Origin of the sequence: Azospirillum sp. CT11-132, from assembly GCF_047302835.1 — a bacterium.
Taxonomy (GTDB): domain Bacteria; phylum Pseudomonadota; class Alphaproteobacteria; order Azospirillales; family Azospirillaceae; genus Azospirillum.
Window position 1 is genome coordinate 64,908 of record NZ_JBGLZA010000007.1, and the last position, 12,598, is coordinate 77,505.

General features: G+C 69.5%; 10 protein-coding genes. 4 read left to right on the forward strand and 6 right to left on the reverse strand.

Annotation, left to right across the window (positions count from 1 at the left end; all coding sequences use genetic code 11):
* Nucleotides 1-183 precede the first annotated feature (183 nt).
* Genes ACCD06_RS27600 through ACCD06_RS27610 form a run of 3 tightly spaced genes read right to left on the reverse strand, consistent with a single transcriptional unit; the run spans nt 184 to nt 4,338 of the window.
* Nucleotides 184-1,677 (reverse strand): HlyD family type I secretion periplasmic adaptor subunit, encoded by a 1,494-nt coding sequence (locus ACCD06_RS27600; protein WP_413344936.1) that lies wholly within the window; start codon nt 1,675-1,677, stop codon nt 184-186.
* Nucleotides 1,678-1,680: 3 nt separating this feature from the next.
* Nucleotides 1,681-3,891, reverse strand: coding sequence for a peptidase domain-containing ABC transporter (locus tag ACCD06_RS27605; RefSeq protein ID WP_413344938.1), 2,211 nt, complete (start codon nt 3,889-3,891; stop codon nt 1,681-1,683).
* A gap of 3 nt (nt 3,892-3,894) precedes the next feature.
* Nucleotides 3,895-4,338, reverse strand: a complete 444-nt coding sequence (locus ACCD06_RS27610; protein ID WP_413344940.1) for a hypothetical protein — start codon at nt 4,336-4,338, stop codon at nt 3,895-3,897.
* Between the two features lie 336 nt (nt 4,339-4,674).
* Here ACCD06_RS27610 and ACCD06_RS27615 point away from each other — a divergent pair, with 336 nt between their 5' ends.
* Together ACCD06_RS27615 and ACCD06_RS27620 are read left to right on the forward strand one after the other, a co-directional pair.
* A complete protein-coding gene (locus ACCD06_RS27615) occupies nt 4,675-4,971 on the forward strand; it encodes a BrnT family toxin (protein WP_413344942.1) in 297 nt (98 codons plus the stop codon).
* Nucleotides 4,907-5,230, forward strand: coding sequence for a BrnA antitoxin family protein (locus tag ACCD06_RS27620; RefSeq protein ID WP_109156526.1), 324 nt, complete (start codon nt 4,907-4,909; stop codon nt 5,228-5,230). The genes ACCD06_RS27615 and ACCD06_RS27620 overlap by 65 nt, the downstream gene beginning before the upstream one ends.
* A 63-nt stretch (nt 5,231-5,293) precedes the next feature.
* On the opposite strand, the gene ACCD06_RS27625 is transcribed toward ACCD06_RS27620, so the two are convergent.
* The gene (locus ACCD06_RS27625) at nt 5,294-6,766 is read right to left on the reverse strand and encodes a mannose-1-phosphate guanylyltransferase/mannose-6-phosphate isomerase (RefSeq protein WP_413344944.1); all 1,473 of its coding nucleotides are present in this window, start codon (nt 6,764-6,766) and stop codon (nt 5,294-5,296) included.
* A gap of 762 nt (nt 6,767-7,528) precedes the next feature.
* Here ACCD06_RS27625 and ACCD06_RS27630 point away from each other — a divergent pair.
* Entirely contained in the window at nt 7,529-8,473 is a 945-nt protein-coding gene (locus ACCD06_RS27630; protein WP_012978551.1) for a replication protein RepA, read from the forward strand.
* A 191-nt stretch (nt 8,474-8,664) separates the two neighbouring features.
* Here the strand turns inward: ACCD06_RS27630 and ACCD06_RS27635 are convergent, their stop codons facing one another.
* Together ACCD06_RS27635 and ACCD06_RS27640 are read right to left on the reverse strand one after the other, a co-directional pair.
* The gene (locus ACCD06_RS27635; protein WP_413344946.1) at nt 8,665-9,168 is read right to left on the reverse strand and encodes a hypothetical protein; all 504 of its coding nucleotides are present in this window, start codon (nt 9,166-9,168) and stop codon (nt 8,665-8,667) included.
* Nucleotides 9,165-11,006 (reverse strand): ABC transporter ATP-binding protein, encoded by a 1,842-nt coding sequence (locus ACCD06_RS27640; protein WP_413344948.1) that lies wholly within the window; start codon nt 11,004-11,006, stop codon nt 9,165-9,167. Before ACCD06_RS27640 ends, ACCD06_RS27635 begins: the two co-directional genes overlap by 4 nt.
* Nucleotides 11,007-11,234: 228 nt before the next feature.
* Here ACCD06_RS27640 and ACCD06_RS27645 point away from each other — a divergent pair, with 228 nt between their 5' ends.
* Nucleotides 11,235-12,533: a glycosyltransferase family 4 protein gene (locus ACCD06_RS27645; RefSeq protein ID WP_413344950.1), complete on the forward strand. Its 1,299-nt coding sequence runs from the start codon at nt 11,235-11,237 to the stop codon at nt 12,531-12,533.
* The last annotated feature ends 65 nt before the right edge of the window (nt 12,534-12,598 follow it).

The following is a 12,598-nucleotide window of genomic DNA, read 5'->3' on the forward strand; positions in this document are numbered from 1 at the left end:
GGGGGAGGCTGTGGATGGGGCGCAAGGCACGCCGCAACCGGAGAGACGAATCGTCTCCCGACACACAGCCCTGCGGATCAGCTGTCCAAACGGACAGGTGTCTACATACCACTATAGGCTATGTCGTTCCACCGGAATGACCCTGCCCGGTGAGGGGCTTCGGCAACGGAACCTTGCGGCTCCTCAGGGTTCGCGGATGCTCTCGTCCAGCGCGCGGATGACGGGATAGAGGAAGTAGGACAGGACGGAGCGGGTGCCGACGCGGATCTCCGCCGAGGCGACCATGCCGGGGCTGAGGTTGGTGCCGTCGGGCACCGCCTCCAGCCGGGTGTTGGTCAGGCGGATGCGGGTGCGGAAGACGGCGCCGGCGGCCGGGCGGGGGGCGTCGGCGTTGATGGAGCCGGCGCCGCCCTGGGCGCCCTGGGCCGGGTCGTGGGTGAAGGCGTCGGCGCTGATGGTGCGGATCTCGCCGGACAGGGTGCCGTGGCGCTGGAAGGGGAAGGCGTCCAGCTTCACCCGCACGAAGTCGCCGACCCGCACCAGACCGATGTCGCGCGACGGGATGTCGGCCTCGACCTCCAGCGGCACGTCGGCGGGGACCAGGGTGACCAGCGGTTCGGCCTCGCGGATGACGGAGCCGACGGAGCGCTTGGCCACCTCCAGCACCACCGCGTCGACCGGGGCGGTCAGGGTGACCAGCGAACGGCGGCGCTCGGCCTTGGCGATCTGCTCGACCAGGGTGGCCCGCTGGCGGGTCTGCTCCACCAGTTCCTCCGCCGTCTTGCGGCGCCATTCGTCGACGAAGGCGGCGCGGTCGGCCTGGATGCCGCGCAGCTCGTGCGCACTCTCCCGCTCGCGGTCCTGCAGGGCGGTCAGGTCGTCGCGCATGCGCAGCCGCTCGATCCGCGCCTCGAGGTAGGTCAGGCGCGAGCCGGTCTGGCGTTCCTGAAGCTGGCGGCGGATGTCCTCCACCTCGCCGACCACGGAGAGCCGCTCGGCAAGGCCGGCCTGGGCGCGGCGGCTGGCGGCGATGGCGCTGTCCAGCTGTCCGGCCTTCTCGTCCAGCGAGGCGAGGCGGGAGCGGTATTCGGCGCGGCGGCGCTCCAGGATGGCGGCCTGCACCGCGGCGTCAGGGTTATTCGCGGCGGGGGTGAAGTCGCTGCCGTCCAGCTCGGCGCGCAGACGGCCGATCTGCGCCTCGACGCTTGCGAGCTTGCCGGTCAGGTCGGCCAGATCCGCCGCGGCGAAGGTGGGGTCGAGCGTCGCCAGACGGTCGCCCGCCCGGACGCGGTCGCCGACCTGGACGTCGACGCCGCGCACCACCGCGGTCTCCAGCGGCTGGGCCACCACCAGCGGCGCGGTGGTCACCAGCCGGCCGCCGGCGGTGACGATGCGGTCGACCTGGGCGAAGCCGGCCCACAGGACCAGCACCACCAAGAGCCCGGCCAGCACATAGAGGGTGGAACGCGCGAGCCAGGGCAGCGGCGCATGTTCGATCGCCGCCCCATCCGGCAGATAGTCCAGCGCGAAGCCCGGCGGCGGTGCCGACGGGGCGGGCAGGGCGGCGCGGCGGCGGGCGGGAGGAGCAGGGGGAGAGGGCTTGGCCGGGACGACCTCGCGGCCGGTCTCCGCCGGTGCTGCGTCCTGCTCCATCTCGGGCATCCGGGTGTCGGGCATGGCTCAGCGCCCCCGGTTCTGCTGCTGCCACAGATGCCGGTATTCGGCGCAGCGGTCGAGCAGGGTGGGATGGGGGGCGAGGTCGAGCAGGCGGCCCTGCTCCAGCACGGCGATGGTGTCGCAGCCGGTCAGGGTGGAGAGGCGGTGGGTGACGATCAGCACGGTGCGGCCGCGGGCGATGCGCCGCAGGTTGGCCATGACGATGGCCTCGCTGTCGGGGTCGAGCGCGCTGGTCGCCTCGTCCAGGATCAGCAGGCGCGGCTGGGGCAGCAGGGCGCGGGCGATGGCGATGCGCTGCTTCTGGCCGCCGGACAGGTTGGTCGCCCCCTCCTCCACCAGCGTGTCGTAGCCGTCGGGCAGGCGGTGGATGAACTCGTCGGCGCCGGCCAGCCGGGCGGCCTCGACGATCTCCTCGCGGCTGGCCTCGGGCATGGTCATGGCGATGTTGTCGCGGATGGTGCCGCGGAACAGGAAGTTCTCCTGCAGCACCACGCCGATGGAGCGGCGCAGATGGGCCAGATCCAGTTCGCGGATGTCGAGCCCGTCATAGCGGATGCTGCCGTCCTGCAGCGGGTAGAAACCCTGGAGGAGGCGCATCAGCGTGCTCTTGCCCGAACCGCTTCGCCCGACCAGCCCGACGACGGAGCCGGCAGGCACGGTCAGGGTGACGCCGTCCAAGGCCGGCGGGCGGTTGCGGTCGTAGCGGAAGCCGAGCCCCTCGATCTCGATGCGGCCGATCAGGGCGGGGCAGGCACCGCTGCCCTCGCGCCTTGGCTCGGCCGGGTGGTTCATCACCTCGCCCAGCATGCGGACGGAGAGCGCGGTTTCCTGATACTGGTGGATCAGCGAGACGATCTGCACCAGCGGCGTCACCACCCGGCCCGACAGCATCTGGAAGGCGATCAGCGCGCCGACCGACAGCTGGCGGTCGAAGACGTCGAAGGCGCCGACGGCGACCACCGCCACCATCATCGCCTTTTCCAGGAACTCGGTCACCGTGCGGGCGGCGATGGAGATGCGGCCGACCCGGTAATGGCTGGTCACCGCGCGGGCCGCCTTGCAGTCCCAGCCGCGGCGCTGCTGCGGTTCGAGCGCCGAGGATTTGACGGTGCGCATGCCGTGGATGGTCTCCACCAGCATGGCCTGCCGCTCGGCGTCGGCGTTGTAGAGGTCGCGCAGGCGGCTGCGGTAGACCGGCACCAGGGCGACGACCACGCCGGCGATCAGGGCTGCGAACAGCAGGGCGACCAGCGTCAGCTTGACCGAATAGAAGAACAGCACCGGCAGGAAGACCAGCAGCACCAGGCTGTCGAGCACGGTGGACAGCAGGTTGCCGGTCAGGAACTCGCGGATGCGCTCCACCTGCTGCATGTGGCGCACGGTGACGCCGGCCGAATGCCCGTCGAAGAAGGTGATGGGCAGGTCGAGCAGATGGCCGAAGGTGCGGTTCAGCAGGCGGATGTCGATGCGGTTGGCGGCGGACAGCAGGATGAACTGGCGCAGGAAGCGGAAGGCCGCCTCGAACAGCAGGGCGGCCAGCACGCCGATGGTCAGCACCTGCAGGGTGGCGACGGTCTCGTTCACCAGCACCTTGTCGATCACGATCTGGAAATAGACCGGGACGGCAAGGGCGAGGGCGTGCAGCACCAGCGCCGCCACCACCACGTCGCGGAAGGCGGATTTCTGGCGCAGTATCTCCGGCACGAACCAGCGCAGGCCGAAGGGCTGGCGCGGGTCGGCAAGGCCGTGGCGCGGCTTGAGGAAGACCAGTTCGCCGTCCCAGCGCTCCAGGAAGCGGTCGCGCGGCACGTCGATCACGTCCAGCCGGTCGGCCAGCGGGTCGACGACGCCGACCATGGGTTCCTCGGCGGGGTCCACTGGGCGGGACAGCCCGACCAGGATGACGGTGTTGCCGTTGGACAGCCGCGCCAGCAACGGGAAGACGGGGGGCAGGGCCTGCAGGGCCTTCCAGTCCAGCCGGCGGGCGGTCGCCTTGAAGCCGGTGGCGGCGGCGATGCGCAGCAGGTCGGCGGTCGAGGGCTCGCCGCGGCCAGGGGCGACGCGGGCGCGCAGGGCGGCCGACGAGGCTGACAGGCCATGGTGGCGCGCCACCAGCGTCAGGCAGCGCAGCGCGGTGCTTTCGTCCGCATCGTGGCCGGGCGGCAAGGCGGCATCCGGCGGGGGCGGCGCGACGGTCGTGCTGGCGTCCGGCATCGGTCAGCCGAAATTCGGCGAGCGGGGCCGCCCGGACGGGGTGGCCGGCGTCGTGGGGCCAGTGGACGGACCGGTGGGGGAGGCGGGCTGGATCGGGGCCTGCACCGGGCTCTGGAAGGCCGGAACGGCAGGGGGAGTCACAGAGGGAGCGTGAGGGGGAGCGGAAACGGGCGTACCCGGTCCGGCGCCGGAATTGGGCGGCAGCACGCCGGCGGCCTCCAGCCGCTGGCGCATGCCTTCCAGGGCGGACAGGCTGGCGAGGAAGCCGGGCAGGCTCATCACCACACGCTGGCGGATGGCGGGGAGCGGCTGGCCGTTGGCGTCCTTGCGCAGAGCCGACAGGCTGAACAGATCGATGCGGACCATGCCGTTGCCGAAGCCGATGTCGAAGACCCCGTCGGCATAGAGTTCGGGGATGCGGTCGTCCGGCGGCGGCTCGATGGTCATGATGGTCCCGGCAGCGAAAAGGCGGGGCGCCGCTGCGGCACCCTCGCATCCTCTTTCTACCGGAAGGCGGCGAGCCGGACCAAGCCGCCATTATCCGAGACCGCAGGAAGACACAGGCGACGCTCGTGCTTGCACGGAAGCGCCTGTCGTCATCGGGGGCAGGGCAGGAACGCAGGACAGGGTCTTCGCGAAGGATGCATTGACAGGGGGCTGCGCGAATTGTATATACGTCTGTATTTCTTCCTGATCTCTGTCCACCATCCGGTACGACAAGGGTCCGACGAGTATTGGCAATATCTGAAATGGATGCTTTGAAACTGGCAAATGGCGCCAACAATGGAATTCGAGTGGGACGAGCGTAAGCGCGAGACGAATATCGACAAGCACGGCATCGATTTTGAGGATGCCATCTACATCTTCGAAGGACCTGTGCGGGAGAAGAACGACCCGCGCGATCACAACGGAGAGGCACGCATCATCGCCTATGGCGAGGTCGACGGCCGGCTGCTGGTGGTCGTCTACACATGGCGCGACGGCGCCCGCCGCATCATCTCAGCAAGGAAAGCCAATGGACGCGAACAACGAGCGTATCACGCGACGCTCCCTGGCGTCGCCCCGCAAGCGGACGGCTGACTGGTCGCGGGCCGACCGCCAGACCGATGCCGACATCGACGCCGCCGTGCGCAGCGATCCCGACGCGGCACCGCTGGCCGACGAAGCATGGTTCGAGACCGCCCGCATCGTCGAGCCGCCGGCCAAGCAGGCGATCAGCATCCGCCTGGATTCGGATGTGCTGGAGTGGTTCCGCACCAACAGCGACCGCTACCAGAGTAAAATCAACGCCGTGCTCCGGGCTTACATGGAGCATGAGCGCGCCAGGAAGCGCGCCTGACCCCCACCGGACCGTCAGCGGCGCCTTGGACGACCCGTGGCGCCGCTCTGGGTTGCCGGCCGCTCAGTTGCGGCCGTAGACGTCCTCGAGCCGGACGATGTCGTCCTCGCCGAGATAGGAGCCGGACTGCACCTCGATGATGGTCAGCGGCACCTTGCCGGGGTTCTCCAGCCGGTGGACCGTGCCGATCGGGATGTAGATCGACTGGTTCTCGTAGACCATCACCTGCTCCTCGCCGCGGGTGACCAGCGCGGTGCCGTTGACCACCACCCAATGCTCGGCGCGGTGATGGTGCTTCTGCAAGGACAGGCGCGAGCCGGGGGCGATGGTCAGGCTCTTGACCTGGAAACGGTCGCCGGTGTGCAGCGACTGGTAGGACCCCCAGGGGCGGTGGACCCGGCGGTGGCTGACGGACTCGCTGCGCCCCTCCGCCTTCAGCCGGTCGACGATGCGCTTGACGTCCTGCGCTTGGGCCCGGTCGGCGACCAGAACGGCGTCGTCGACCACCACCACCACGGCGTTCTCCACCCCGACCACGGCGGTCAGGTGGTTGTCGCTGCGGACATAGCAGTCGCGGGCCCCCTCCAGCAGCACGTCGCCGACGACGACGTTGCCCTCGCCATCCTTGTTGCCGACGTCCCACAGCGCCGACCAGGCGCCGACGTCGGTCCAGCCGATCTCGCAGGGGACGACGGCAGCACGGTCGGTGCGCTCCATCACCGCATAGTCGATGGAGATGCTGGGCGCCTTGGCGAAGGCGGCGGCGTCCAGGCGGAAGAAGTCGAGATCCTTGGAGCCCTGCTCCAGCGCCTCGCGGCAGGCGGCCAGCACCGCCGGGGCGTGGCGCTCCAGTTCGGCCAGCAGGCGGGCGGCCGGGAACAGGAACATGCCGCTGTTCCAGGCATAGGTCCCCTCGGCGAGATAGCGCTCGGCCACCTCCAGCGACGGCTTCTCGACGAAGGCGGCGACGTTGTAGGCGCCGTCGGCCTCGTCCATCGAATGGCCGCGGCGGATATAGCCGTAGCCGGTCTCCGGCCGGGTCGGGGTGATGCCGAAGGTGACCAGCCGGCCGGCCTGGGCGGCGCGGGCGGCGATGGCGGTGGCGCGGCGGAAGGCGTCGGCGTCGCGGATCTCGTGGTCGGCCGGCAGGATCAGCAGCAGCGCGTCCGGGTCGTCGGCCGTCACCGCCAGGGCGGCGAGCGCGCAGGCGGCGGCGGTGTTGCGGCCGGCCGGCTCCAGGATGATGCCGCGCGGCGTGCAGCGCGACTGGCGCAGCTGCTCGGCGGCGAGGAAGCGGTGTTCCTGGTTGCAGATCACCAGGGGGGCCGAGAAGACGGCCTCCGCGGCCGCGCCGCCGGCCGGCGTGGAACCAGGTTGCGCGCTGACCCGCAGGGCGGTGTCCTGGAGCATCGTCCGGTCGGAGCAGAGCGGCAGGAACTGCTTGGGATACAGTTCGCGCGACAAGGGCCACAAACGGGACCCCGTACCGCCGGACAGCAGCACCGGGACGATCTTCTGCGCGGAATTGCCGTTCATCCTGCCGCCATTCATTGTGTTGAGCATCTGGGTGTTGAGCATCTGGCCGGGCGCCGGAAAACCAAGGCAGGACCAAGGCCGGCGCCATGGCGGTTCGTTATAGACCGCGCTTTCCATGCTCCACAAGCACCCCTCCGAGACCCACCCGACCGGAGCGCCTCTTCTGGAACGGGGCCGAACCGATGCCGGGAGGGAGCGAGACAAGACTCCAAACATTCCCCTGCCGGCCCCCCTGCCGGCGGCACCAAGGCCAGGGTCGAGGTTGGAGTCTTGTCGCGCCCCCCTGCCGGCCGAACCCCGGATCCATCCCCGGAACCGGGCCGGTGGCCCCGGCAGGGACGAATAAGGACGGCGATGCGGCAAAGGCTGGACGGAGGGGGGCGCGACAGAACTCCAAACCCCGGGTCCGGATCGGATCGGCGCGGGGCATGAATCATGGCCAAGCGGCGGTCGATTCGGCTCCGCGACTCGGAAATAAGCGAATCGGAAGCGATTCGGGGCCGAATCGAAATGTCCCACCTGGAGTCTTGTCGCGTCCGGCGAAAAATCCACAGGCAATCGGGACTATCCGCTGGAGTCTTGTCGCGGGAGTTCTGGAGTTTTGTCGCGCGACTCGCGATTCTCTACTGGAGTCTTGTCGCGCAAACTATTAACTGAATCAAATAACCGTACAAATAGTTTGAGCGACAAGACTCCAAATTGCTGGCACTAACCGGCCGTGATATAGGGTTCCCCGCAAAGTCGTGCCAAGGTCAGCTCGCTATGGGACAGATACACACCCTGATCACCCAGCTTGGACGCGACCAGGCGAAGGCGCTCCAAACCGATCCGGATCAGCGTTCGCTAGTCGATGTCGCCGCTGCCGTCCTCGAAGAGGAGCGGCAGGAGCTTGGCATCACCTATTCGGGCTTCGCGCTGACCGCGCTTCCGCATCGTCGTCTTCCCGATGACCAGCCGTGGGAGCGTCGCGGACATAAGATCCGCTTGCTGATCGAGCCGGGACGACTGCCAATCCGCAACGGTGGCTTTAAGCTTTACGGCGTTCCGTACGGCAGCCGCGCGCGGATGATCCTGCTGTATCTCCAGACCCGGGCGATCCAAACCGACAGCCGCGAGGTCGAGCTGGGCCGCAGCATGCACGAATGGCTGGACCGCATGGGCCTGTCGGTCGGCGGCCAGACCTATCGCGACATCCGCGAGCAGGCCTCGCGCATCGCCGCCTGCAACCTGACCTTCGCCTGGGAGGACGCCCACAGCATCGGCTTCGAAAAGGGGTCGATCGTCAAGGGCGGCATCCATTTCTCGGCCAATGCCGGGGCGGAGCCGGGCCAGGGGTCGCTATGGGAGGACCGCGTCCTGCTGTCCGAGGCCTTCTTCCGCGAGCTGAAGGCCCACCCGGTGCCGATCTGGGAACCGGCGCTGCGCCACATCCAGAACAACAGCACCAGCATCGACATCTATATCTGGCTGGCCTACCGGCTGCACAGCCTGAACCGCTCCACCCCGATCACCTGGCCGGCGGTGTTCGAACAGTTCGGCGCCGGATACAGCCGCCTGCGCGATTTCAGGAAGCGGTTCATCGAGGCTCTGCAGCTTGCGCTTGCGGTTTATCCCGACGCGCGGGTCGATGTGGAGGAACAGGGGCTGATGCTGCACCCCTCGCCGCCGCCGATCCCGGAGCGCAAGTTCGCGCAGCTTTGCCGGTGAAGGCGGAGCGCGCACCCTGCCTGCCACTCTGCCTGCAGGACGGTCATCCCCGCGAAGGCGGGGATCCAGGCTTCCGGTCCAAGTGCTTGACATGACTGGATTCCCGCCTTCGCGGGAATGACGGCTTGTAGACGTTCAAGCCTGCGGTGCCGCTTCCTCCCCCCTGCGACAAGACTCCAAACTCCGGCCCCTCAGGGAGTGGCGTGCAGGGCCTTCGCCAGCGGGGTCAGCAGGCGGCGGAGCGCCTGCTCCAAAAGGCTTTCCTCCAGCTTGCCGGACAGCGCAAGGGCCTGGGGCGGCATCATGAAAAACGGCGCGCCGCCGACGGATCCGCTGCGCTGGAGGGTCGCGGCGACCGAGAAAAGCCGCTTTCCGTCACCCTGCCCGTCATCCGGCCGCAGCGTGGCGTGGACCAGCAGCAGCAGGGTGCCGGGATCGGCGATGCGGGCGTCGTTGGGGGCGAGCGCCGTGACCGCCGGGCCGGAGGCCAGCAGTCCCGACAGCACCGCCGCGGCGCGGCCGCACAGCGCGTCATCCCCGAGATCGGCGTCCGGGCCGCCCTCGGCATCTACGGCGCAGAGCAGGCCGACGCGCTCGACCCGCTGGAAGAAGGGCAGGGGCGACATGGCGGCGGCCTCCGTGGCGAGGGTGAACAGGCTGGCGGCGAGCAGCAGCGCCGGGCGGATCCGCATCATCGCACCTCCTCCAGGCTGGTGGCGCCGGCATCGTCCGGCAGGAAGCCGCCGACCTGCCGGCGCCACAGCCGGGCATAGGGGCCGTCGCGGCGCAGCAGGGTGGCATGGTCGCCGTCCTCCAGGATCCGGCCGGCTTCCATATAGAGGATGCGGTCCATGCCGGTGACGGTCGACAGCCGGTGGGCGATGGCGATCACCGTACGGCCCTCGAACAGACCGAGCAGGGCGTCCTGGATCAGATGCTCCGTCTCGGAGTCGAGCGACGAGGTCGCCTCGTCCAGCACCAGGATCGGCGCGTCCTTCAGGAAGGCGCGGGCGATGGCCACCCGCTGGCGCTCGCCGCCCGACAGCTGGATGCCGCGCTCCCCCACCACGGTGTCGTAGCCGCCGGCGCGCCCCTCGATGAAGCGGTCGCAATGGGCGCGGGCCGCAGCCGCGCGGATGGCGTCGTCGCTGGCTCCTTCGCTGCCATAGGCGATGTTGTCGCGGATGGAGCGGTGGAACAGGCTGGGCAGCTGCGGCACCTCGGCCACCGCGCGGTTGAGCGAGGCGAGGCTGACCGCGGCGATGTCCTGGCCGTCGATCAGGATGCGGCCGCCCTGCACGGGGAACTGGCGGCGCAGCAGCCGGACCAGCGTGCTCTTGCCTGCCCCCGAGGGACCGACCAGCGCCACCCGCTCTCCCGGCCGGATGGTCAGCGACAGGCCGTCGAACACCGCCCCGCCTCCCGGATGGGCGAAGCGGACATCCTCGAAGCGGATGGCGCCCGCGGTGACGGCCAGATCGGGGCGGCCGGGCGGATCCGGGATTTCGTGCGGGCGGACGATCAGCTCCAGGGCGCCGGACAGGATGCCCAGCTGTTCGAAGAAGCCCAGCATGCGCGTCGACAGGCCCCAGACATTGGTGCCGACGATGCTGGCCAGCGAGAAGACCATGGCGAAGTCGCCGACGCTCATCCGGCCGGCCGTCGCCTCCGACACGGCGATGCCGATCAGGGTGATCTGGAAGACCAGCAGGGCGTTGAACAGCCAGAACCACATCTTGGTCAGGAACCAGCGCAGCTCCTTGGAGCGGTCGATCTCGCCGGTCAGCGCGTCGGACAGGCCGGACAGCTCCTGGCGGCGGCGGGCGAAGGCGCGCACCAGCTCGGCGTTGGCGATGACGTCGACCATGCGGCCGGTGGTCGAGGACACCTCTTCGGAGAAGGCGTGCGACAACCGCAGGCAGCGCCGGGCCAGCAGCGCCGACAGGGTCAGGTGCGCGGCGGTCCAGCCGACCAGCAGCCCGGCGAACAGGGTCTGGGCCGAGGCCAGCAGGGTCAGGCCGATGGCGAGGATGACGACGATGCGGATGATGTCGTTGGTCAGGATTTCCAGGATCTGGATGGCGCTCTGCCCGGCCTGCTTGACCTTCTGGCCCAGGTTGCCGGCGAAATTGTCCTGGAAGTAGCGCGGCGAATGGTCGATCAGATGGTCGAACAGCCGGACCTGGATGGCATGGCGCAGCGCCGGCGAGGTGTGGAGGTCCACCAGCTCGCGCAGGCGGTTGAACAGGGCGGACGCGATCCACAGCCCGCCCAGCAGCAGGAACCAGCGCATCACCTCCGCCGTCCAGGCGGGGGAGCCGGAGGGTTGGTTTCCCGAGAGTCCGGCGAGCGCGTCGACCAGCCCGCGCATCGCCACCGGCTCCATCCCCATCAGCCCGATCCCGCCGGCGGCGGCGAGGTTCAGCAGGATGGCGCGGCCGAGGAAACGCTCGCGCACGAACATCCACAGGAAGCGCCAGGGGGAGGACGGCAGGGTAGACGGGGTGAGGGTAGACGGGGTGAGGGTAGACAAGGGGCGTCGGCGCTCCGTCGCGCGATGGGCCGGGCGGTGCCGGCGGACGCGAGACCTTATAGGCGCAAGACGGCGGACGAGGAACGGATCCTTGTGGGACTTGAGAATGGGACTTGAAAGGGCCGGGCTCCGGGTCTCGGGACCGATCATGGTCATATCCATCGACAGCGCCGCCGGATGGTTGCAGGCTGTCGCTCCGTTTCTCCGTCGTCCGGACATTGTTTTTCCATGCGGATCCTGTTCGTCCACCAGAACACCCCTGGCCAGTACAAGCATCTGGTCCGCCATTTCGCGGCCGACCCGGCCCATCAGGTCGCCTTCATCGGCAAGGTCCGGCGCGAGCTGCCGAAGGGCGTGCAGATGGCGCTCTACCGGCCGACGCGCGAGCCGGGGGAGGGCACCCACCCCTATATCCGCATGTTCGAGGGGCAGGTCCTGCACGGGCAGGGCGCGGTGCGGGCCGGGCTGGCCCTGCAGAAGGCGGGCTTCACCCCCGACGTGATCTGCGCCCATCCCGGCTGGGGTGAGGCGCTGTTCCTGAAGGACCTGTTCCCGGACGCCCGCCTGCTGCTCTATTGCGAGTTCTTCTATCGGGCCGACGGGTCGGACGTCGGCTTCGATCCGGAAAAGCCGGTGACGCTGGAGACGCGCTGCCGCATCCGCACCAAGAACGCCGCGTTGCTGGCCGGGCTGGAGGCGATGGACTGGGGCGTCAGCCCGACAGACTGGCAGCGGCGCCAGCATCCCGACGCCTTCCGCCCGCGCATCTCGGTGATCCATGACGGGGTCGACACCGCGGTCTGCCGGCCGGATCCGGCCGCCACCGTCACCCTGCCCGACGGCCGGACCCTGTCGCGCGAGGACGAGGTGGTGACCTATGTCGCCCGCAACCTGGAGCCCTACCGCGGCTTTCCCACCTTCATGCGGGCGGCGGCGGAGCTGCTGCGGCGCCGGCCCAACCTGCACATCCTGGTGGTGGGCGGCGACGAGGTCAGCTACGGCGCGCCACCGGAGGGGGGCGGCACATGGCGCGAGACGATGTGGCGGGAGACGATGCTGGACGCTGCCGGCAACCCGCGGCATGAGGCGGCGAGGCTGCATGTGCTGGGCAAGCTGCCCTACGACCGCTACCTGTCGGTCCTGCGCATCTCGCGCGCCCACATCTACCTGACCTTCCCCTTCGTCCTGTCCTGGTCGATGCTGGAGGCGATGGCCTGCGGCGCCGTCATCGTCGGGTCCGACACGCCGCCGGTCGCCGAGGTGATCGAGGATGGGGTGAACGGGCTGCTGACCGGCTTCTTCGATCCCATGGCGCTCGCCGACCGGGTGGAGACGGCTCTGGACGATCCGGAGCTGCGCGCCGCCCTGTCGGCCGCCGCCCGACGCACGGCGGTGGAGCGCTTCGACCTCGCCACCATCTGCCTGCCGGCGCAGATCCGCCTGCTGGAGGACGTGCAGGCGGGGAGGCTGCCCGGTCCGTCCGCCGGGGGATCTGCGCCGGGGGCCTTGCGCCGGGGGGCGGAGTGAATTAACCCGATCGTCAGAAAGCACCGGCTACGGTCGGGGTTCATTTCGATCCCGACTTGGCGCCC

Coding starts and splice junctions, on each gene's coding strand:
- ACCD06_RS27630 (WP_012978551.1), top strand. CDS start 7,529: ATGGGACAGATACACACCCTGATCACCCAGCTTGGACGCGACCAGGCG.
- ACCD06_RS27600 (WP_413344936.1), bottom strand. CDS start 1,677: ATGCCCGACACCCGGATGCCCGAGATGGAGCAGGACGCAGCACCGGCG.
- ACCD06_RS27645 (WP_413344950.1), top strand. CDS start 11,235: ATGCGGATCCTGTTCGTCCACCAGAACACCCCTGGCCAGTACAAGCAT.
- ACCD06_RS27605 (WP_413344938.1), bottom strand. CDS start 3,891: ATGCCGGACGCCAGCACGACCGTCGCGCCGCCCCCGCCGGATGCCGCC.
- ACCD06_RS27635 (WP_413344946.1), bottom strand. CDS start 9,168: ATGATGCGGATCCGCCCGGCGCTGCTGCTCGCCGCCAGCCTGTTCACC.
- ACCD06_RS27615 (WP_413344942.1), top strand. CDS start 4,675: ATGGAATTCGAGTGGGACGAGCGTAAGCGCGAGACGAATATCGACAAG.
- ACCD06_RS27610 (WP_413344940.1), bottom strand. CDS start 4,338: ATGACCATCGAGCCGCCGCCGGACGACCGCATCCCCGAACTCTATGCC.
- ACCD06_RS27620 (WP_109156526.1), top strand. CDS start 4,907: ATGGACGCGAACAACGAGCGTATCACGCGACGCTCCCTGGCGTCGCCC.
- ACCD06_RS27625 (WP_413344944.1), bottom strand. CDS start 6,766: ATGAACGGCAATTCCGCGCAGAAGATCGTCCCGGTGCTGCTGTCCGGC.